The organism is Janibacter zhangyanbonis, from assembly GCF_050507325.1.
In the GTDB taxonomy this organism is placed as follows: Bacteria; Actinomycetota; Actinomycetes; order Actinomycetales; family Dermatophilaceae; genus Janibacter.
The window spans coordinates 1,269,398-1,289,509 of sequence record NZ_CP191481.1 but is presented as its reverse complement, the minus strand read 5'-3'; the positions used below and the strand labels follow the sequence as shown (position 1 = coordinate 1,289,509).

Below are 20,112 nucleotides of genomic sequence, written 5' to 3'. Positions count from 1 at the left end.
CTACTGCTCCGAGTCGTCGACCGTGCGCAGGAAGTCCTCGAACTCCGCGCCGAGCTCGTCCGCGGAGGGCAACTTCTCCCCTTCGCCGGCAAGCAGGCTGGGCCGCTCGAGGCCCCGCAGGTGCACGTCGTACTGCCGCTCGAGCGCCTGGACGGCCTCGCGGACCTCGTCGTTGTCCTCGATCTCGCGTTCGATCTGCATGCGCCCCTCGCGCGCGGCCTCGGCGAGCGCGTCGTTGGGCAGGTTGAGACCCGTGCAGTCGACGATCGCGTTGAGCGCCGTGAGCGCGCCGTCGTGGAAGGTCGACTGCGCGAGGTAGTGCGGCACGTGGATGCTGAAGCCGACGGCATCGCGCCCGCTCTCGCCCAGGCGCATCTCGAGCAGGGCCGCCAGGGAGGCGGGCACCTGGACGGTGCCGAAGACCGGCTTGTGCTCGCCGATGAGGCGCTCGTCGGAGCCGTGGACGGTCATGCCGACGGGGCGGCTGTGCGGCACCGCCATGGGGATGCCGTGCGCGTGCGTCGCCAGGCTGATGCCGATCTCGTCCATGAGGCGGATGACCGACTCGACGACGGCCTCCCACCGGTAGTCGGGCTCGGGCCCGGTGAGGATGTAGTAGGTCTGCCCGTCGCGGTCGAGCAGGTGGTAGAGCAGCAGCGCCGGGTCCGCGTAGTCGGTGTAGCGGTTGGCGTCGAAGGTGATGACCGGCCGGCGGCTGCGGTAGTCGATGAGCGAGTCGACGTCGAAGGACGCGACGACAGTCGGGTCGCCCGCCTCGAGGAGGTGGTCGACGAGCAGGCGCTGGGCCATGCCGGCGTCGAAGAAGCCGTCGAAGGCGACGATCATCGGCCCGGGCTGGAGCAGCGCGGGGTCGGTGTCGACCTCGTAGCGGTAGAGGCGCTCGGTCACGTCAGGTCCTCCTGGTCGGTGAAGCACTCATTGTGGCAACGACGCACGTGCCGGGACCATTCCCCCGCAAGGGATCACGCCCGGTGGCTACCGCTCGACCGCGGCGATCGCCGCCCGCACCCGCTTGGCCGAGACGGACTGCGCGGTGCCGAGGGACTGGGCGAAGAGCGAGATGCGCAGCTCCTCGATCATCCACCCGATGGCGACGACGTCGGCGGAGCGGCGCCGCAGGGGCGGCAGCGCGTCGAGCAGGTCGGCATAGGCGCCCTCGACGCCGTCGACGACCTCCTGGTGGGTGCCGTCGCGGCGCGGGTTGTCCGCAGCCCGCTCCAGGCGAAGGGAGATCCCGCGCAGGTAGCGCCGCAGGTCGGGCAGCCGGGCCAGCCCGGTGTCGGCGATGAAGCCGGGGCGCACGAGCCCGTCGAGCTGGGCGCGCACGTCGGCGACGGTCGTCGCGACCGCGGGCGCGCTCATCCGGTCGAGGGTGGCGATGATCTCGGTGCGCTGGCCGAGCACGGGCTCGACCTCGGAGACGGCGGTGAGCACCCGCTGGGCGACGTGCGTGCGGGTCGCGGCCAGCGCCTCGTCGAAGGCCGCGCGCGTGCGCACCGCCCCCGTGACGTGCTGGGTGACGATGTCGTCGACGGCGGCGGCGAGCGCGTCGTCGAGCAGCTTGGGGACGGAGCCGTGGGGGTTGTCGGCGAGGGCGAGCTTCTGCGCATTGGTCAGCCGGGCGAGCACGCGCTTCCACGGCGGGGTCGTGCCGAGGAGGAGGAGCCGACGCACGCCGGCGGTGTGGGCCGCGACGGCCTGCTGCTCGTCGGGCAGCACGCGGATGGCGACGCTGCTCCCTTCGTCCACGAGGGCCGGATAACCGACGACGGTGTGCTTGCCGGTCTTCGTCGTGAAGGTCGCGGGCAGCTCGTCGAGGTCCCATGTCGTCAGACCGGTGCGCTCGATGGAGGCACCGGCGCGCGACATGCCCTGCTGGACATGACCGGCGAGGCTCTCGCGGAGCGCCTCGAGGTCCTTGCCCCGGCCGAGTCGACGACGCCTCGAGTCCTCGACGGCGAAGGTGACGCGCAGGTGGTCAGGCACCTTGGACCAGTCCCACTCCCCCTCGTCGATGCGGATGCCGGCCCGGCGCCCGAGCACGCTCGACAGCTGCTCGGTGATCGACGTGCCCGCGTCGGGGTCGAGCTCGGCGAGCGCGGCGCGGGCGTGGTCGGGCGCGGGCACGAGGTGGCGGCGGGTGGCCTTGGGCAGCGACTTGATGAGCGCCGTGACGAGGTCGGCGCGCAGCCCGGGCACCTGCCAGTCGAAGCCCTCGGCGGTCAGCTGGTTGAGCAGCGCGACGGGCACGTGGACGGTGACGCCGTCGTCCTCGGTGCCGGGCTCGAACTGGTACGTGACGACGAGCTCGAGACCGTCGGTGCGCCAGCGGCGGGGGTAGTCGCGGCCGTCGACCTGCTCGGCGTCGTCGCGGGTGAGCAGCTCCTCGGTGAGGGTGAGCAGCTCGGGCTGCTCGTGGCGGGCCGTCTTCCACCAGCTGTCGAAGTGCGCCCCGGAGACGATGGTGTCGGGCAGGCGGGCGTCGTAGAAGTCGACGACGTCCTGCTCGTCGACGAGCAGGTCGCGTCGGCGGGCGCGCTCCTCGAGCGCCTCGAGCCGGCGCACGAGCTTGCGGTTGGTCGTGAGGAACTCGTGCCGGCCGTCCCACTCCCCCTCGACGAGCGCGTGCCGGATGAAGAGCTCACGGCTCGTGACCGGGTCGATCTTGCCGTAGGAGACGGCGCGGCCGACGACGAGCGGCACCCCGAAGAGCGTCACCCGCTCGGTCGCCATGACCGACGCGGCCTTCTTGCTCCAGCGCGGCTCCGAGTAGGTCCGCTTGACGAGGTGCGCGCCGGCCCGCTCGGCCCACACGGGGTCGATGCGAGCGGTCGAGCGGGCCCACAGCCGGCTGGTCTCGACGAGCTCCCCCGCCATGACGAAGGGGGGTTGCCGCCGGAAGTTCGTCGTGCCCGGCTGGATGGAAAATCGGGCTCCCCGGGCACCGAGGTAGTCGCGCTTCTCCTCGTCGCGCAGGCCGATGTGGCTGAGCAGCCCGGTGAGCAGCGCCTGGTGCACGCGGTCCCAGTCGGGCTCGGCGTCGGGGGCCGAGGTGCGCTGGCGGGTGTCGATCTTGCACTGCTTGGCGGCGCGCACGAGCTGGCTGTGCAGGTCCTGCCACTCGCGGGTGCGCAGGAAGTGGATGTACTCGCGCTTGCACATGCGGCGGAAGGCGCTGCCGGACAAGGCCTTCTGCTGGTCCTTGAGGTAGACCCAGAGGTTCCACCAGCTCGCGAAGTCGGACCCCTCCTGGCGGAAGCGGGCGTGCTGCTGGTCGGCCTGGGCCCGCTGCTCGGTCGGCCGCTCGCGGGGGTCCTGGATCGACATCGCGGCGACGATGACGAGGACCTCGGTGGTGCAGCCGAGTCGGTCGGCCTCGATGAGCATGCGGCCGAGCTTGGGGTCGACGGGCAGGCGGGCGAGGGTCCGGCCAGTCGGGGTGAGGCGACGCGCCCCCTTCGCCCGGTGCTCCGTGTCGAAGGCCTGCAGCTCCTGCAGCAGGCGGACACCGTCGGTGATCTGACGGGAGTCCGGCGGCTCGACGAAGGGGAAGCGTGCGACGTCGCCCAGGCCCAGCGCGGTCATCTGGAGGATGACGCTCGCGAGGTTGGTCCGCAGGATCTCGGGGTCGGTGAACTCCGGCCGGGCCTCGAAGTCCTCCTGCGAGTACAGCCGGATGCACACGCCCTCGGCGACGCGACCGCAGCGGCCGGAGCGCTGGTTGGCCGAGGCCTGCGAGATGCGCTCGATCGGCAGGCGCTGCACCTTGGTCCGCTGGTTGTAGCGGGAGATGCGCGCGGTGCCGGTGTCGATGACGTAGCGGATGCCCGGGACGGTCAGCGAGGTCTCGGCGACGTTGGTGGACAGCACGATCCGGCGCCCGGAGTGCGGGGCGAAGACGCGGTGCTGCTCGGCCGCGGAGAGCCGGGCGTAGAGCGGGATGATCTCGGTGTCCGGCAGGTTCATCCCGGTCAGGGCGTCCTGCGCGTCGCGGATCTCGCGCTCGCCGCTGAGGAAGACGAGGGCATCGCGCGGGCCGCCGGACTCGGGCTCGGTCCACAGCTCCTCGACCGCCCGGCAGATGCCGGTCACCTGGTCGCCATCTCCATCGACTCCGCCGTCCTCGCCGTCTTCTTCTCCGAGGGGGCGGTAGCGCACCTCCACGGGATAGGTGCGGCCGGAGACCTCGATGATCGGTGCGGGCTCGCCCCCTTCGTCGCTGAAGTGGGCGGCGAAGCGCTCCGGGTCGATCGTCGCCGAGGTGATGATGACCTTGAGGTCGGGGCGACGCGGCAACAGCTGCTTGAGGTAGCCGAGGATGAAGTCGATGTTGAGCGAGCGCTCGTGCGCCTCGTCGATGATGATCGTGTCGTAGCGGCGCAGGTCGCGGTCGCGCTGCATCTCGCCCAGCAGGATGCCGTCGGTCATCACCTTGACCGCCGTGCTGTCGCTGCTGTGATCGGCGAAGCGCACCTGGTAGCCGACGAGCCCGCCGAGGTCGACCCGCAGCTCCTCGGCGATGCGCTCGGCCACCGAGCGGGCGGCGATCCGACGGGGCTGGGTGTGGCCGATCTGCCCCTCACGACCACGCCCGATCTCGAGCGCGATCTTGGGCAGCTGGGTCGTCTTTCCCGACCCGGTCTCCCCCGCGACGATGACGACCTGGTGCTCGCGCATCGCCGCGGCGATGTCGTCCTTGCGCGCGACGACCGGCAGGTCCTCGGGGTAGTGCAGGTCCTCCGCGGACACGGGTTCGCGAAGGGGGACGGGCATGGGTGTCAGGATACGTGCCCCGCTAGAAGTCGATCGTCGTCACCGGACCGGTCGGCGTGCGCAGCGCGGCGTCGAGCGCCGCGACCGCGGCCGGGTCACCGGTGACGTACCCGGCGGCGGCACGGGCCGCGATCGTCTGCCCGCCGAGCCACACGGCGCCGAGGTCGCCGATGTCGAGCGTGAGGTCAGCGGTGGCGTCGGTGCGCTCGAGGGCGCCGACACCGTCGCGTGCGGCGGTCCAGCGCCAGCGGCCGGCCTGCTCGGGCAGGATCGCGTCGCTGATCTCGACGACGACGTCGAGATCGGCGGCGTGGCCGCGCTCGGCGACGGCGGTCGGCAGGTCGACGATGCGCAGCCAGAGGTTGTCGCTCGGCCCGCCGCCGCCGAGGGCGCGCGGCGAGGGCAGCCACTGCACGAGCGGGTCGTCGAGGGTGACCCAGTACTCCGTGCTGCCCATGAGGTCGAGGTCGACGAGCCGCTCGGCGAGCGCGAGCCGGGCCCCGACGTCGGTCGAGACGAGGAAGAAGACGCCGACCTCGCCCTGGGGTCGCCCGTCGGACCACTTCGCCGTGCGGTGGAAGTACGCGGCGCCGACGTCGCGACCGTCGCGGGTGGCCCACAGCAGGCGGGCCGGCTCACGGTCGCCGCGGGTCTCGGGGCTGTCGTGGAGCAGGCGGGCGCAGTCCTCGCGGCTGCGCACGACCTGCCCGGCACCGGTGACCGCGGCCGCGCGGGCGATGTCGTGCCACCGGTCACCCTGGTCCGGGCTGACCGTCGTGGTGCGCAGGGTCGTCGCGTCGGCGAGCGCCCGCACCTGCGGCGGCGCGGCGAAGCTCGTGCCCCGGCCGAAGCTCGACCGCAGCACCGTGCTCGCGACCCCGTAGCCGAAGCGCCCGTAGATCGTGTGCTCCGACGCCTTGAGCACGGACAGCGAGCGCCCCTGCTCGTCACGGGTCCACCGCAGGTGGTGGGCCATCGTCGCCGTGAGCACCCCGCGTCGCCGGTGGTCGGGGTGCACCCCGACCCAGGTCAGACCCTCCGCAGGACGAAGGGAGGCGACCTCGCCTCCCGCAGCCGGCACGGAGACCTCGACGTCCCACGACCCGGCCGTCCCGGCGGGCTCTCCCCCACGGGTGGCGACGAAGCCGGCCCGGCTCGGGGTGTCGCGCAGCTGCGCCTCGCGCGGTCGGCGGCCCGCGTCGGCCCACACGAACTTGTCGAGCTCGAGCAACCCCTCGACCTGACTCTCGTCGGCGGGGTCGATCCGGGTGATCTCGATGTCGCTCGTCATGCAGCAACCGTGGCACCCACCCCTCGACGCGGCAACGGCTTTAGCGAACGAGCGTGACCGCGGGTTCGTGCAGCGGGCCGGCCGACAGGTCGTGAACCCGCTCGTCCCGACGCTGCTGCTCCGCGAGCTGCCGACGCTGCGCCGCCTCCTCCTTCTCCCGGCGGGCTCGGCGGTCTGCCGGGGACTCCGTTGCCTGCTCGATCCGGCCCGCAGTCGACGTCACCGAGCTGGCTTGGGACGTCACCTTGCTGGTGGTCCGCACGGAGTACTTGACGACGTAGCCGCCCTTGCGCACACGACCCGACCCAGCGACCGCCGCCCAGTCGGTCACCATGTCGTCGACCAGGCGGGCGCCACTCGCCTCGGCCAGCTTGTCAGTGGCCCGGTGCTTGAGCTTCACCGTGTTCGTCGCGACCTTGTGCTGGGTCCAGCTCTTGGCGTTCGCCGCGATCCGTCGATGGGCGATGGGGTTGGTGGACGTGTCCGCCGCCCTGATGTTCTTGAGCTCGTCGGCACGGTGACTGAGCCTGGTGGCATTCTTGGCATCGGCCCGCTTGCTCCCGGGGATGACGATGTCGACGGCAGTGAGGACGGTCGTCGCGCCGACGTCCTTGTAGCTCCCCTCGCCGTAGACCGCGCGGCGGCCGAGCTTGCCGATGGGATCGCCTGCGGTCATGATCGCCGCCGGCTTGCCCCACGGGGTGACGTCGACGACCGGGTTGTTGAAGAGGCTGCTCGTCCCCGTCCGGCTGGCCATCTCGAAGCTGTTGTAGGTCCGGGGGTCGGACAAGGCTGTTCCGACCGAGCCCAGCCGCCCGGCCGTCGCCCGCTCGTCGGCCACTGCGGCGTCGGCCACCCGCCGGTACCCTCGCTTGTTCATCTCCCGCGAGTTGCTCGCCGCGCGGTACTCCCGGTCGACCGTCGCGTACTCGGGGTCCTCCGGGGTCATCGTCTCGAGCCTCGCCCGCCGGTCCTCGCTGGTCCTGTCGTTGGCGTCGTAACGAGCGCGCAGTCGCGCGAGCTCGGCCTGGCTCTTCTCGAGCCGGTCGGCATAGGGCCGGATGATCTGCTCGGTGTCGCTGAGCCGGTTGGCGATCGCGACGAGGTCCTGCGGGGTCGTCCCGACCTCCTGCTCGAAGAGAGTGCCGGAGCACGACTCCCAGACTCCCTTCGTCGAGACCATGCGGAGCATCTCGGCGACGGTGTGGATGTTGGCGGCGACCGTCTTCAGCTCGTCCGCCTCCGCCCGGATCATCTCCGGGTCGCCCTCCTCGATCGTCCCTGTCTCGTCCAACGCCATCAGAGGACTCCCTGGTGCCGCCGGTCGAGGAGGTCCTCGGTCTTCACGTACCAACCCCCGGCATCCTTGGCGAGGCGGCCGAGCTCGCGCAGCTGCTTGCCCACCCGGATCCGCTCCCGCTCGAAGTCGCCGATCGCGCCCTCGTACGCATCGGTGCCGTACCAGCTCGGGAAGCCGAAGGTCTCGACCGCCTCGTTGTTCGCCTTCGCCGCCTTCTCCTCCAGGAAGTCGGCGATGGCCTTCAGCTGTCGGCCGAGCCCGTCGATGCCCTCGCTGTCGATGGAGATGCGCTGCTGTCCGTCCATGCCCCCACGCTAGGAAAGAACGCCGAAGGGCCCGTGGAATTATCCACAGGCCCCTCGGACGAGCTCGATCACTTCGCCGCGGCGAAGCCCTCCTCGAGGTCGGCGATGATGTCGTCGATGCCCTCGAGGCCGACCGCCAGGCGCACGAGGCCGGGGGTGACGCCGGCGGCGAGCCGGTCCTCCTCCGGACCCTGCGAGTGGGTCGTCGACGCGGGGTGGATCACGAGGGAGCGCACGTCACCGATGTTGGCGAGGTGGCTGTGCAGCGTGAGCCCCTCGACGAACTTCTTGCCCGCCTCGAAGCCGCCGGCGATCTCGAAGGAGATGACGGCACCGGCCCCCTTCGGCGTGTAGCGCTGCGCCTGCTCGAAGCTCGCGGAGCCCTCGAGGGAGGCCCAGTTCACCGACTCGACCTGGCCGTGGCCGGAGAGGAAGTCGACGACCTTGCGGGTGTTGTCGAGGTGGCGCTCGATGCGCAGGCTGAGCGTCTCGATGCCCTGCCCGATGAGGAAGGCGTTGAAGGGCGAGATCGCCGGACCGATGTCGCGCAGCAGCTGCACGCGCGCCTTGAGGATGAAGGAGAGGTTGGCCCCCAGGGCGCCGTTGACACCGAGGTCGGGCCCGAAGCGCAGCCCGTGGTAGCTCGGGTCGGGCTGGTTGTAGTTGGGAAACTTCTCCGCGTCGGCGGCGTAGTCGAAGTTGCCGGAGTCGACGATGACGCCGGCGATCGCGGTGCCGTGGCCACCGAGGTACTTCGTCGCCGAGTGCACGACGACGTCGGCGCCGTGCTCGATGGGCCGCAGGACGTAGGGCGTGGCGATCGTGTTGTCGACGACGAGCGGGACCCCCGCCTCGTGGGCGACCTCGGCGATGCCGGCGATGTCGAGGACGACCGGCTTGGGGTTGCCGATCGTCTCGCCGAAGAAGGCCTTGGTGTTGGGCCGCACGGCCGCCCGCCACTGCTCGAGGTCGCTCGGGTCCTCGACCAAGCTGACCTCGATGCCGAACTTCGGCAGGGTGAACTTCAGCAGGTTGATCGTGCCGCCGTAGAGCGCGGCGCTGGCGACGATGTGGTCACCGGCCTCGGCGATGTTGACGAGGGCGAGATGCGTCGCGGACATCCCCGATGCGGTGAGTAGCGCGCCGACACCGCCCTCGAGCGCGGCGATCTTCTGCTCCACCGCGTCCTGGGTGGGGTTCATGATCCGCGTGTAGATGTTGCCGAACTCCTTGAGCGCGAAGAGGTTCGCCGCGTGCTCGGTGTCCTTGAAGGCGTAGGAGGTCGTCGCGTGGATCGGCAGCGCCCGCGAGCCCGTCGTCGGGTCGGGTGCCTGGCCGGCGTGGATCTGCTGGGTGTCGAAGCTCCACGTGGAGGCGTCGGTCATGGCTGTGCTCCTGTGCTGTGCGCGCTTGACCGCGACGGTCGTCGCGGACCAGGTCGTCTCCCGGGGCACCCCACCGCGGAGGAGGGTTGCCGGCCAGCGAGCCGGGGCTTCGCGCTGGCGCTCAAGACCTGCCCCGAGGATAGGAGATGGTGGCGCGAGACTTCAGCCGCGTCTCACACGGTGGATCCACCACAGGCCGACGAAGGGGAGGACGAGGGGCAGGTAGCCGTAGCCGGACCCGTAGTGGGACCAGACGGTCTTGTCCGGGAAGAGCTCCGGCCGCACGAAGGACAGGGTGCCGACCGCGAGCACGCCGACCGCCTCGACGGTGATCGCCCCGGTCGCCACCCGGGCGCCGGAGGGACCCCCCTTCGCCAGGGCCACGGTCGCGACGACGTAGATGACGGCCGCGAGCGCCGAGAGCACGTAGGCCAGCGGCGCGCGGTCGAAGTACTGGGTGATCTGCAGGACCGAGCGGCCGGTCGCGGCGAGCGCGAGGACGGCGTAGACCGCGACGACGACCCGGCCGGGCCCGGTGCCCGTGCGCACCTCAGGCCGGGCCATGGGTCTGCCAGATCTGGAGGATGCGGTAGGCCATGACCCCGACGGTGAAGGCGCCGGCGAGGACGACGCCCATGGCCCAGCGGGTCTTCTCCTTCAGCGCGATGAAGACGACGATCGGCGGCAGGATCGGCAGCGTGAGGGCGTAGGCGAGCATCGTCGCACCCTCGCCCTGGCCCGACACCTTGCCCATCGCGATCGCAGAGACGACGACGAGCACGAGCAGGGCGAGCTCGAGGACCGCGGTGACGATCAGCATGAGGTCGTCGACGAGGCGGTCGAGGACGAGGTAGGCCAGGGACTGCAGTCCGAGCACGCCGACCGCGACGATGACGACAGTGGTCAAGGGCACAAGCACCGGGCAAGGGTACCCAGCGCGCGGCCTGCGACCATCACTGCCATGAGTGACCCGCGTCCCGGTGCCCAGCAGCTCATCGCCTCCGTCGTCGACGCCGACAGCTTCGTCTCGTGGGACGAGCCGATCGACGTCAGCGGCCTCTCCCCCGACTACCGCGCCGCGGTCGACAAGGCCGCCGAGCGGGCCGGGACCGACGAGTCCGTGCTCACCGGTCGGGCGAGCATCCGCGGTCACGAGGTGGCACTCATCGTCGGCGAGTTCCGCTTCCTCGGTGGCTCCATCGGGCGGGCCGCGGCCGCACGGATCGTCGCGGCGATCCGCCGGGCGACGTCGGAGCGCCTGCCCCTCGTCGCGGCCACCGCGAGCGGGGGCACGCGCATGCAGGAGGGCACCCCGGCCTTCGTGACGATGGTCGACATCTCGGCGGCCGTCGTCGCGCACAAGGCTGCCGGTCTGCCCTACCTCGTCTACCTGCGTCATCCCACGACCGGCGGCGTCTTCGCCTCGTGGGGGTCGCTGGGCCACATGACGATCGCCGAGCCCGACGCGCTCATCGGCTTCCTCGGCCCGGTCGTCTACGAGACGGTCAACGGCGTGCCCTTCCCCGACGGGGTGCAGGTCGCCGAGAACCTCGTCGACAAGGGCATCGTCGATGCCGTCGTCCCCGTCGAGGGCCTCGCGGACATCGCCGCCCGCGCGCTCACGCTGCTGTCGGCGAGCACGAGGCGCACCGCCGACCCGGCCGACCACCCGACGTGGCCGATCGCCCCCTTCGTCTCCCGTCCGGAGCCCACCGACGAGGAGGTCGCCCGCGTCTGGACGTCCATCGAGACGACGCGTCGTGCGGACCGGCCCGGTGTGCGCGAGCTGCTGCGGCACGCCGCCGACGACGTCATCCCGCTCAACGGCACCGGCTACGGCGAGTCGGACAAGGGCGTCATGCTCGCGCTGGCGTCCTTCGCCGGGCGGGCTTGCGTGCTCGTCGGTCAGGACCGGCGCTACCAGGCCGCCCAGTCGATGGGGCCGGCCGCGCTGCGCGAGGCGCGACGCGGTATGCGGATGGCGACCGAGCTCGGGCTGCCGCTCGTGACGATCATCGACACCCCCGGAGCCGACCTGTCGCCCCGTGCCGAGGAGGGCGCCCTCGCGGGCGAGATCGCCCGCTCGATCTCCGACATGACCGCCCTGACCGTGCCGAGCGTCTCCGTGCTCCTCGGCGAGGGCACCGGCGGCGGCGCCCTCGCGCTGCTGCCGGCGCAGCGGATCATCGCCGCGGGCCACGCCTGGCTCTCGCCGCTGCCCCCGGAGGGTGCGAGCGCGATCGTCTACAAGGACACCGAGCACGCCGCGCTGCTCGCCGCCCGGCAGCGGGTCGGCGCCACGCAGATGCACGAGGACGGCACGGTCGACGTCATCGTCCCGGAGGAGCCGGCCGCGCACGAGGACCCCGAGGGCTTCGCCGCCGCGATCGCCGCCGCCATCGCGGCCGAGGTCGAGGGGCTGCTGCACGAGGGGTGACCCGGCCGGTCGCTACCCGGCGATCGCGAGGCCCGGCCACGCGGGCATCTCGACGACCCCGTGCACCGACGCGAGATAGGTGCCGAGCAGGGGCACCCGGTGCTCGCGGCAGGCGGCGATCGCCGCCTCGTGCCACCCCCTCGCCACGTCGTCGGGCGTGTAGCCGCGGGGACGGCCGACGGCGACGACGATGCCGCCGAGGCGGTCGGCGAATCCGCTGAGGAAGACGTCGAAGGGGCGGCGTCGCTCGTGCGGCGGGACCCCCTCGACGTCGTTGATCGTCACCGGCTGCACGAGTCGGTGCTCCCGGCTGCACAGCAGGATGCTCAGGCACCCCTCCGCGCGGTCGGCCTCACGCACGACGAGGTCGACGACGTCGGCCGTGAGGGTGGGGTCGGTCAGGGGGCGCTGGGGCCAGTCGGCCGGCAGGTCGTCGTAGGTCATGCCCTTCATCATGGCCACGTCACGGCGGGCCGCCGCGAGCTTTTCCACAGGCGCCCGTCCCGGGTCGCGGCGCGGGTAGTGTGACGACCGGCACGCCGGCCCACACCCCGTCGGCGGCACCACCGCGACCTCCGGGAGACCCCCAGTGGCACTCAGTGTCTTCGACCTCTTCTCCGTCGGCATCGGCCCGTCGAGCTCGCACACCGTCGGCCCGATGCGTGCCGCCGTGATGTTCGTCGAGGGGCTGCGCGACGAGGGCCTGCTGCCGCAGGTGCGGCGGGTGCGGGCCGAGCTCTTCGGTTCCCTCGGTGCCACCGGTCACGGCCACGGGTCCAACACCGCCGTGCTCCTCGGGCTCACCGGCGAGCGTCCCGAGCTGTGCGACCCCCGCACGGTGACCGGCCGGCTCGAGCAGATCCGGTCCAGCCGTCGGGTGAGCCTGCTCGGCGAGCACGAGATCGACTTCGTCGAGGACGACGACCTGGTCCTCCACCGCCGCAAGTCCCTGCCCCTGCACCCCAACGGCATGACCTTCACCGCCTGGGGCGAGGAGAGCGGCGAGGGCGCCACTCCCCTGTCGAGCCACACCTACTACTCCGTCGGCGGTGGCTTCGTCGTCGGTGAGGACGCGTCCGGCTCGACCCGGATCGTCGCCGACACGACCCCGGTCAAGCACCCCTTCACCACCGGCGACCAGCTGCTCGCGATCTGTGCCGAGACGGGTCTGTCGATCTCGCAGGTCATGCTCGACAACGAGCTGTCGTGGCGTACCGAGGCGGAGGTGCGCAGCGAGCTGCTGCACATCTGGTCGGTGATGCGCGAGTGCATCGACAACGGCCTGCGGACCGAAGGGGTCCTGCCCGGTGGTCTCAAGGTGCGCCGGCGCGCTCCCCAGCTCCACCAGCGGCTGCGGACCGAGGGCCGCAGCGACGACCCCCTTCGTGGCATGGACTGGCTGTGCCTCTACGCCCTGGCGGTCAACGAGGAAAATGCCGCGGGCGGTCGCGTCGTCACGGCGCCGACCAACGGCGCTGCCGGGATCATCCCGGCCGTGCTGCGCTACTACACCGACTTCGTGCCGGGCGCGGACGACGACGGCATCTGCCGCTTCCTGCTCACGGCTGCCGCGATCGGCGTGATCTACAAGGAAAATGCCTCGATCTCCGGCGCCGAGGTCGGCTGCCAGGGCGAGGTCGGGTCGGCGTGCTCGATGGCTGCCGGAGCGATGGCCGCGGTCCTCGGCGGCTCCCCTGCCCAGGTCGAGAATGCTGCGGAGATCGGCATGGAGCACAACCTCGGCCTCACCTGCGACCCCGTCGGCGGGCTCGTGCAGATCCCCTGCATCGAGCGGAATGCCGTGGCCTCGGTCAAGGCGATCACCGCCGCCCGGACCGCGCTGCGCGGCGACGGCTCGCACGTCGTCTCGCTCGACAAGGTCGTCAAGACGATGCGCGAGACGGGCCGCGACATGAAGGTCAAGTACAAGGAGACGGCACGCGGCGGGCTCGCCGTCAACGTCATCGAGTGCTGATCTCCCACTCACCACCGGGGCTGAAGATCACGAGATATCTCGTGCCGATGGGAGGGGTCGTCGACTCCTCGTGGTCGTCGTCGACGGTGAGCACCCTGTCGATGACTCCGCCGTCGGCGTCCAGGGCCTGCAGGTAGAAGGACCTGGACGGGGCCTCGGTGATCTGGGAGTAGGTCACGTCCAGCCGGTCGCCGTCCGTGCCGTCCCAGGCGAAGACCGCCGGACCACGACCCCGCTCGACCTTGCCGGCTGCAGGCGCCCGGTCCAGCGGTGCGAAACGGACGGTCCAGTCCCCCTTCGCCTCCACCTCGATGCGCTCGGTGGGCGCGCCATGGGCGTTGACGTTGAAGAGGACGGTGCCGGACCGGCCCGTCGAGCTGTCGAGGATCGCCTCGGTCTCCAGCCCGTCGGCGTCGACCCCGGTGAGCGACAGGGGGTCGAAGGGGAGGCCGCGCTGGGTGTAGGTGATCAGGGCCGGTTCCTCGCCGGCCACGTCGGGCACGTCGACGGTCCCTCCGCCCCGGGTGCCCGAGGAGACGCCGCCCCACGGTGACGCAGAGGTCGGAGCCGAGGCCGACGGCGAAGACGACGGTGAGGCCACAACGTCCTCGGGGCCATCAGCACCGCTGGACAACCAGCGGACACCGATGACCCCGAGGACGATCAGAGCGACGAGCCCCGCGCCGACCACCGTGGCGATGATGATCGGGAAGACCCGGCTGCTGCTCACTTCTTGGTGAGCTCCCAGTCACCCGTCGCGTCGACGACGAGGTACTTCGTGCCGTCCTGGACGGTCGTCGTGCCCTCGTAGTTGTCGTACTCGCTGATCAGGCGGTCCGGGTAGTCCTCGGTGCCCACGGCCTGGACCCGGAAGTTGCCGAGGAAGGAGTCGGCCGGCTGGGTGTACTTGGCCGAGAGGTCGCTGCGCTTGCCGTCCCACTTGAAGACCTGGGCGCCGGTGCCCTTCTGCGAGGAGCCGAAGTTGGGCGCCTGGTTGATGCGGATGAACTTGATCGTCCAGTCACCCTCGGTGTCCATCTCGATGCGCGAGGTGGCCGCCGTGTAGTTGGTGAGGTTGTAGGCGACCGTGCCCTTGGTGGCGTCGGAGGCGGTGAGGACGTACTCGGAGCTGCGGCCGTTGCCGTCGAGGCCCTTGATCGTCAGGGAGTCGTAGTCGTCGCCCTTGTAGGTGAACTCGACGAGGCCGGCGCCGTCACCGGAGGGAACCCCGATGAAGGCCTTGCCGCTGCCGGTGTACTTCTTGCCCCACTCGGCGGCCTTGTTCTTGTTGTCGAGGATGCTCGTGCCCGGGTCGTCCGAGGTGGACGAGCTCGTGGTGCTCGGGTCGGTCGTCGACGAGTCCGTCGTGGTGTCGGTCGAGCTGTCCGTCGAGGAGTCCGTCGGCTGCGAGGTCGTCGTCGAGTCGGTCGGGTCCGCGGTCGGGTCGTCGTCGCTGCCACCGATGAGCTTGAAGCCCACGAAGGCCAGGACGAGCACGAGGACGAGGCCCACGGCAGCGAGCGAGATGATCAGCGGCATCTTGCTCTTGCCCTGGGGCGGCTCGCCCTGGCCCTGCTGGCCGTAGGCGGGCTGGCCGTAGCCCTGCTGCTGGTCGTAGCCCTGGGTGTAGGGCGAGGACTGGCCGTAGCCCTGCTGCTGGTCCTGGCCGTAGGCCTGCTGACCGTAGGCGGACTGGCCGTAGCCCTGCTCGTCCTGGCCGTAGGAGGACTGCCCGTAGCCGGACTGGCCGTAGGCCGACTGCCCGTAGCCCTGCTCCTGGCCGTAGCCGGCAGCACCCGCACCCGCGGCGCCGGCGGCGCCGGCGGCCCCGGCCTGCGAGGAGGAGTCGGTCGTGGAGATCGCCTCGGTCTCGGGGGCCCGGTCGGCGCTCGGACGCACGCGCGTCGCCTCGTCGACCTCACTCGTCGACCCGACGGTGTCCTGGCGGACGCCGGTCCCGGCAGCGTCGGGGCCGGGCTGGCCGACGCCGAAGCCCTCTGGGGTCGCCTGCCGGTGCTCGGTCCATCCGTTGCCGTCGTAGTAGCGGATCTGACCCTCGTGCTCGGGATCTTGATACCAACCGGCCGCCCAGGAGCTCATCGAGGCCCCCTCCATCTCTGTCTCGAGTGCAGTTGTCCAACTGCCGTGAATTGCTGTCGCAAGAGTACCCACCGAAAGGGCAGTCAGCAGTGGGGAGCACTCCCCATGGGACTCAGCCCGCGTAGCCCGCCCGCCGGTTGGCCTCGACGGCGCCCTGGTAGGCGTGCCACATGCCCCAGCCCCAGGCGAGGAGCATCAGGGGCAGGCCGAGGAAGCCGATGAGCGCCCAGCCGAAGCAGACGAAGAAGACGATGCTGAAGATGTAGAGCATGAGGAAGCCGATGCCCGGGCCGACGTCGCCGTTCATCATCGAGCCGACACCCGGCACGAGGAAGGAGACGAGCAGCGCGATGGCCGGGTCCTTGCGCGGCACCGGCGGGGCGAAGGGGGCGCCCGTCACCCCGTAGGGAACGAGCTGCTGCGGTGGCGGCGGCGCTGCGTAGGCCGGCTGCGGGTAGGCCGGCGCGGGCGCTGGTGCCGGCGGCGGGAAGCCCGCCGGAGGCGTCGTCGTGGCGTGCGTCCACTGGGTGCCGTCCCAGTAACGGCGCTCGCCGTCGTGCTCGTACCACCCGGGTGCGTGCTCGTTCATCTGTCCCCCTGATCTGCTCGAGGCACTCTAACCCTGCGGCACCCTGACCCCGGCACGGGCGAGCGCCTGCGGGTCGCCGACGACGACGAGACGATCGGTCGCCCGGGACAGGCCGACGTAGAGGCGCTCGCGGAACCTCTCCCTCGTCCCGTCCTCGTTGATGCTCAGCACGACGACGCGACGTTCCATCCCCTTCGCCCCGAGGACGTGGCCGTAGAAGACGTCGTCGTCCTCCCAGAAGGTGCGCCAGTAGCCGCTCTGCCCGAGCTCCTCCTGCCGCTCGACCTGGACGGGGTGGCGCTTGCCGGTGGTGAGCAGCGCGACGTGACCGGGGCTCCAGCCCTCGTCGAGCAGGAGGTCGATCTGGTCGTCGGCGGTCTCGAGGGCGTCGCCGGGAGCGGCGCTCACGAAGGCGACCTCGGGCCCGTCGCCGCCCTCGAGGCGCATCCGCAGCGGGGCGAGCGGACGGAAGACCTCGGCGATCTGCTTGGTGTTGCGCAGGTTGTGGTCAAGCACGAGCGGGACGAGGGGCACGGGCGGGCGACCGAAGCGGTGGAAGATCCGCTGGTTCTCGTCGGAGTAGATGAAGAGGCCGCCCTCGACCTCGTCGGTGAGCGCGCCGACGAGCGGGTGCCACCACGACTCGGCGAAGTCCTGCGCCTCGTCGACGACGAAGGAGTCGAAGCGCTCCCCCGGCGGCAGCTCGGCGGCCCGCTCGGCCATGAGGCGCGGCATGACCTCCTCCCAGTAGTCGGGGTCGTCGCGCGAGCCGGAGGGCACGCCCCACTGGTTCGCCAGGTCCTCGAAGGTCCCGACGAAGGCCGGCCGCTGCCGGTGCGGCCAGGTCGCGACGACCCGGGAGAAGTAGGTGGCCAGGCCGATGGAGTAGCACAGCAGGGCGACCCGCTCGGGGCGGCGTCCGTCGCGGCCGGCGCTCAGCTGCTGGGCCTGGGTGAGGGCGAGCACGGTCTTGCCGCTGCCGGCACCACCGCGGACTTCGATGCGCCGCAGCAGCCGGGTCACCCCGAGGATCTGGCTCTGCTCCTGGGTGAGCCGGTCGGCGCGGGCTTCGCGCTCGTCGGCGTCGGCGACGAGTGCCGTGCCCACGTGGGTGCCGCGGCCGGTGAGGATGTCGACGATGAGCTCGCAGTCGTCAAGATCGGGCACGAGCTGGGCGGTCTCCTGGCGCAGCGGGATGTCGGCTAGGCGCTGGGCGAGGTCGGCCTGGTCGTCGCGGTCGTGGACGAGCCAGCGCGGGCAGTCCGGCAACGAGAAGTCCGGCCCCAGCACGGTGAAGGGGGTGACCACGGCGTGGGCGAATCGCACCCGCCGCCGGCTGCTGTCGCGCCACCGCGGATCGGCCTCGACGTAGGCCCGCAGGGCGTAGCGCGACTCCCGCGCCTGCCGGACCGGGTCCGTCGGCCTCACCCGATTGCCCTGCCGCATGGTCCAGGCCCCGTCGTGCACGGCCAGCCCCGATCCCTTGACCTCCACGACGACGATCCCGACGTCGGGCATGACGACGACGAGGTCGAGCTCGTGGTCCTTGGCCTGGTCGGTCAGCCGGAGGCTGGCGATGATCGTGTCCTGCGGGCGAAGGGAGTCACGCAGCCGCTCCCACACCTTGCGTTCCGACGTGGTCGTCAGCTGCGGGTCCTGCGGGATCAGTCGCGGCATGGCCACAAGGTAGCGGCCACCGTTTGCCCCCTCAGAAGGGGGCAAGTGCCCCGCCGACTGCCTCCCCCACGAACTTGGCGTAGCCGGTGTGGCAGCGGGCGAGCTCCTCGTCCTCGTCGAGCACGTAGGTGGGTTGGCGGTCCCGGTCCTCCTCCGGCACCGGGATCTGCCCCTCCTCGAGGGAGTGCACCCAGCGGCCGGGATGCGTGCTCGCCGCCGCACCCGTCGGGCTGACCCACTCGGTGCGGCCGTCCTCGTGGAGGGTGTGGGTCCAGCGGGGCGAGTGCTTGAGCCGGTGGTGGTGGCGGCACAGGCCGGAGAGGTTGGTCGGGCAGGACGGGCCCTCGGGGTAGGGCACGGCGTGGTCGAGGTCGGCGTCGTGCTGGGAGCAGCCCGTGACGATCCGGCGGTTGCAGCCCCACATGCGGCAGGTCTCGTCGCGGGCGGCGACGAAGTCGCGCATCGAGTCGGTGACCACGTAGCGCGGGTTGGAGGTCTCCATGAGCACGCCTGTCCGGGCGTCGATCAGGGCTCGGGAGATCTTCGTGTCGAGGTTCGTCGTCAGTGCGGCGACGACGTCCGCGGGGACGAATCCGACGCCGGGAACGTCGCAGCCGCTGACCCACGAGGCCGGTCCGCCCGGCCCCAGCGTGGTCGGCACCTGGGAGGTGATGGCATCGCCGGCCCACTCCTCGGGCAGCACGTCCACGGCATCAGCGCCCTCGCCCGTCACGAAGCGACCACCCACCGCGGTCGGCCCGTGGAGAGCTTCGGCGAGGTCCTTGTCCCCGCCCCCTTCGCCCCCTGTGGAGGGGGCAAAGGACAGGCGCGAGGCGGCGGACGTGATCACGGGCAGGCCGAGCCGGACCTCGGCCCGGACCTCGACGCCCCGGAGCACGAGGTCGGCCAGGCCCTGCGCCCGCGCGGCACCGGCGGTGAGGCCGGGGTCGTCCTCGCGGCAGATCTTGGCGGCGGCGTCGATCGCCGCCTGGATCGCCAGCGCCACCTCCGTGGGCAGGGTCGCGTACATGTTGCTGCAGCCGACGGGGCCGGCGGCGAAGCCGACATGCAGCTGCTCCCGCCGGTTGCGTCGCGCCTTGCGCTCGAGCACCTCCGGCTCGACGCGGGCGAGCATCCGCCGGATCGCCCTGCGCAGCTCACGCTCGTCGAGATCACCGGCCCGCACCGTCCCGGGCTGCCCGCGAAGGGAGAGCAGCAGGTAGGCAACGATCTCCGCCACGGCTTCTGGGCTGGCGTCCTTCGTCTCCTTGGCGACGACCTCGAGCGACCGCTCGCGCATCCGCCCGGCGGCGACGAGGTCGGCCAGTCGGCTCAGGTCCGTGATCGCCCGGGCGGCGAGGTCGCAGCGACGCCCTGCCTCGGGCGGCCCGGCGTCGACGGCCAGGCCCACAGCCTCGACCGCGAACTCGGCCACCTGCCCGGCGGGCAGGTGCACGGGCCGGTAGACGTGGTCGTCACCGACCTCCTCGCCCCACCGAGCGGCGTGCCCGATCACGGTCAGCTCCAGTGCGTCTGCCGCACGTCTGAGGCGCTCGGTTGCCTGGAGCATCTCGCCCAGCGACGCCTCGTCAGCCCGCGCGGCTTGCTCGCCCACCCCCTCGCGGACCCGCCCCAGTCCCCTGAAGGACTCCTCCACCATGGCCAGCTCGTCTTCGAACATGTGTCCATGCTTGCAGCGACCACCGACAGCGCTTCCCGGAACGAGTCGAGTCTCGCTGGTCAATCACCTCGATGAACTGCATCAGGACCGCCCAGCCTTCTAAGCTCGCGACCGTCCGTGTCGAGTCCAACTCAGGGGGCCTGAGTGAGCGCCATCGAGGTCGTTGGAGCGGTCATCCTCCAGGACGGACTGATCCTCTGCACTCAGCGAGGCCCAGGAGGTCGGCTCGCGGGCCTCTGGGAGTTCCCCGGGGGCAAGGTCGAACGGGGCGAATCACCACCGGACGCCCTTCGTCGCGAGATTCGTGAGGAGCTCGGCTGCCGGGTCTCCGTCGGCGAGAGCGTCATCGCAACTCGCCACGTCTACCCGTTCGCCACAGTCGTCCTCACGACCTATTGGTGCACGCTCACAGCGGGTCAGCCAGGGCTGACCGTGCACTCAGACCTGGCATGGCTGCGACCCGATGAGTTGCCGCAACTCCCGTGGGCGCCCGCTGACATCCCAGCCGTCGAAATGATTGCGTCCGCAGCGACACCGGGTACGCGCTAGTTCCCTCGTCGTCGCTCGGGGCTGGCAAG

General features: G+C 71.4%; 17 protein-coding genes and 1 riboswitch. Of the genes, 3 read left to right on the top strand and 14 right to left on the bottom strand.

The annotated features are described in order from the left end of the window. The 8 genes from ACQBJO_RS06325 to ACQBJO_RS06290 all read right to left on the bottom strand — a co-directional run bounded on the left by ACQBJO_RS06325 (window position 1) and on the right by ACQBJO_RS06290 (window position 9,982). Window positions 1-909: a proteasome assembly chaperone family protein gene (locus ACQBJO_RS06325; RefSeq protein WP_421006759.1), complete on the bottom strand. Its 909-nt coding sequence runs from the start codon at window positions 907-909 to the stop codon at window positions 1-3. A gap of 87 nt (window positions 910-996) precedes the next feature. Next, the gene (gene hrpA, locus ACQBJO_RS06320) at window positions 997-4,794 is read right to left on the bottom strand and encodes an ATP-dependent RNA helicase HrpA (protein ID WP_421006760.1); all 3,798 of its coding nucleotides are present in this window, start codon (window positions 4,792-4,794) and stop codon (window positions 997-999) included. A 22-nt stretch (window positions 4,795-4,816) separates the two neighbouring features. Beyond that, on the bottom strand, window positions 4,817-6,085 hold the full coding sequence (locus ACQBJO_RS06315) for a GNAT family N-acetyltransferase (RefSeq protein ID WP_421006761.1): 1,269 nt from the start codon (window positions 6,083-6,085) through the stop codon (window positions 4,817-4,819). A 40-nt stretch (window positions 6,086-6,125) separates the two neighbouring features. Further along, window positions 6,126-7,385, bottom strand: coding sequence for a hypothetical protein (locus ACQBJO_RS06310; RefSeq protein WP_421006762.1), 1,260 nt, complete (start codon window positions 7,383-7,385; stop codon window positions 6,126-6,128). Then, a complete protein-coding gene (locus tag ACQBJO_RS06305) occupies window positions 7,385-7,690 on the bottom strand; it encodes a hypothetical protein (RefSeq protein WP_255185900.1) in 306 nt (101 codons plus the stop codon). Before ACQBJO_RS06305 ends, ACQBJO_RS06310 begins: the two co-directional genes overlap by 1 nt. A gap of 68 nt (window positions 7,691-7,758) precedes the next feature. Then, window positions 7,759-9,075 (bottom strand): bifunctional o-acetylhomoserine/o-acetylserine sulfhydrylase, encoded by a 1,317-nt coding sequence (locus ACQBJO_RS06300; RefSeq protein WP_430407157.1) that lies wholly within the window; start codon window positions 9,073-9,075, stop codon window positions 7,759-7,761. A gap of 16 nt (window positions 9,076-9,091) precedes the next feature. Further along, a riboswitch (SAM riboswitch) is annotated at window positions 9,092-9,204 on the bottom strand. A gap of 33 nt (window positions 9,205-9,237) precedes the next feature. Next, entirely contained in the window at window positions 9,238-9,639 is a 402-nt protein-coding gene (locus tag ACQBJO_RS06295) for a hypothetical protein (RefSeq protein ID WP_421006763.1), read from the bottom strand. Further along, entirely contained in the window at window positions 9,626-9,982 is a 357-nt protein-coding gene (locus tag ACQBJO_RS06290) for a hypothetical protein (protein WP_430407156.1), read from the bottom strand. The genes ACQBJO_RS06295 and ACQBJO_RS06290 overlap by 14 nt, the downstream gene beginning before the upstream one ends. Window positions 9,983-10,036: 54 nt before the next feature. Between ACQBJO_RS06290 and ACQBJO_RS06285 the strand changes: the two genes are divergently transcribed. Next, window positions 10,037-11,512: a carboxyl transferase domain-containing protein gene (locus tag ACQBJO_RS06285; protein ID WP_421006764.1), complete on the top strand. Its 1,476-nt coding sequence runs from the start codon at window positions 10,037-10,039 to the stop codon at window positions 11,510-11,512. A gap of 12 nt (window positions 11,513-11,524) precedes the next feature. Here the strand turns inward: ACQBJO_RS06285 and ACQBJO_RS06280 are convergent, their stop codons facing one another. Continuing rightward, window positions 11,525-12,004, bottom strand: coding sequence for a hypothetical protein (locus ACQBJO_RS06280; protein ID WP_421006765.1), 480 nt, complete (start codon window positions 12,002-12,004; stop codon window positions 11,525-11,527). A gap of 97 nt (window positions 12,005-12,101) precedes the next feature. On the opposite strand from ACQBJO_RS06280, the gene ACQBJO_RS06275 reads away from it, so the two are divergent. Next, complete coding sequence (locus tag ACQBJO_RS06275; protein WP_255185895.1) at window positions 12,102-13,487, top strand: L-serine ammonia-lyase; 1,386 nt, start codon at window positions 12,102-12,104, stop codon at window positions 13,485-13,487. Here the strand turns inward: ACQBJO_RS06275 and ACQBJO_RS06270 are convergent. The 5 genes from ACQBJO_RS06270 to ACQBJO_RS06250 all read right to left on the bottom strand — a co-directional run bounded on the left by ACQBJO_RS06270 (window position 13,474) and on the right by ACQBJO_RS06250 (window position 19,534). Then, window positions 13,474-14,217: a hypothetical protein gene (locus ACQBJO_RS06270; protein WP_421006766.1), complete on the bottom strand. Its 744-nt coding sequence runs from the start codon at window positions 14,215-14,217 to the stop codon at window positions 13,474-13,476. The genes ACQBJO_RS06275 and ACQBJO_RS06270 overlap by 14 nt on opposite strands. Next, window positions 14,214-15,587: a DUF2510 domain-containing protein gene (locus ACQBJO_RS06265; protein ID WP_421006767.1), complete on the bottom strand. Its 1,374-nt coding sequence runs from the start codon at window positions 15,585-15,587 to the stop codon at window positions 14,214-14,216. Before ACQBJO_RS06265 ends, ACQBJO_RS06270 begins: the two co-directional genes overlap by 4 nt. 112 nt (window positions 15,588-15,699) lie before the next feature. Further along, window positions 15,700-16,176, bottom strand: a complete 477-nt coding sequence (locus ACQBJO_RS06260; RefSeq protein WP_421006768.1) for a hypothetical protein — start codon at window positions 16,174-16,176, stop codon at window positions 15,700-15,702. A gap of 27 nt (window positions 16,177-16,203) precedes the next feature. Beyond that, complete coding sequence (locus tag ACQBJO_RS06255; protein ID WP_421006769.1) at window positions 16,204-17,853, bottom strand: nuclease-related domain-containing DEAD/DEAH box helicase; 1,650 nt, start codon at window positions 17,851-17,853, stop codon at window positions 16,204-16,206. Window positions 17,854-17,884: 31 nt separating this feature from the next. After that, window positions 17,885-19,534 carry an HNH endonuclease signature motif containing protein gene (locus ACQBJO_RS06250; RefSeq protein WP_421006770.1) on the bottom strand — a complete coding sequence of 550 codons (1,650 nt, stop codon included), beginning with the start codon at window positions 19,532-19,534 and terminating at the stop codon, window positions 17,885-17,887. A 144-nt stretch (window positions 19,535-19,678) separates the two neighbouring features. On the opposite strand from ACQBJO_RS06250, the gene ACQBJO_RS06245 reads away from it, so the two are divergent. Beyond that, a complete protein-coding gene (locus ACQBJO_RS06245) occupies window positions 19,679-20,083 on the top strand; it encodes a (deoxy)nucleoside triphosphate pyrophosphohydrolase (RefSeq protein WP_421006771.1) in 405 nt (134 codons plus the stop codon). The last annotated feature ends 29 nt before the right edge of the window (window positions 20,084-20,112 follow it).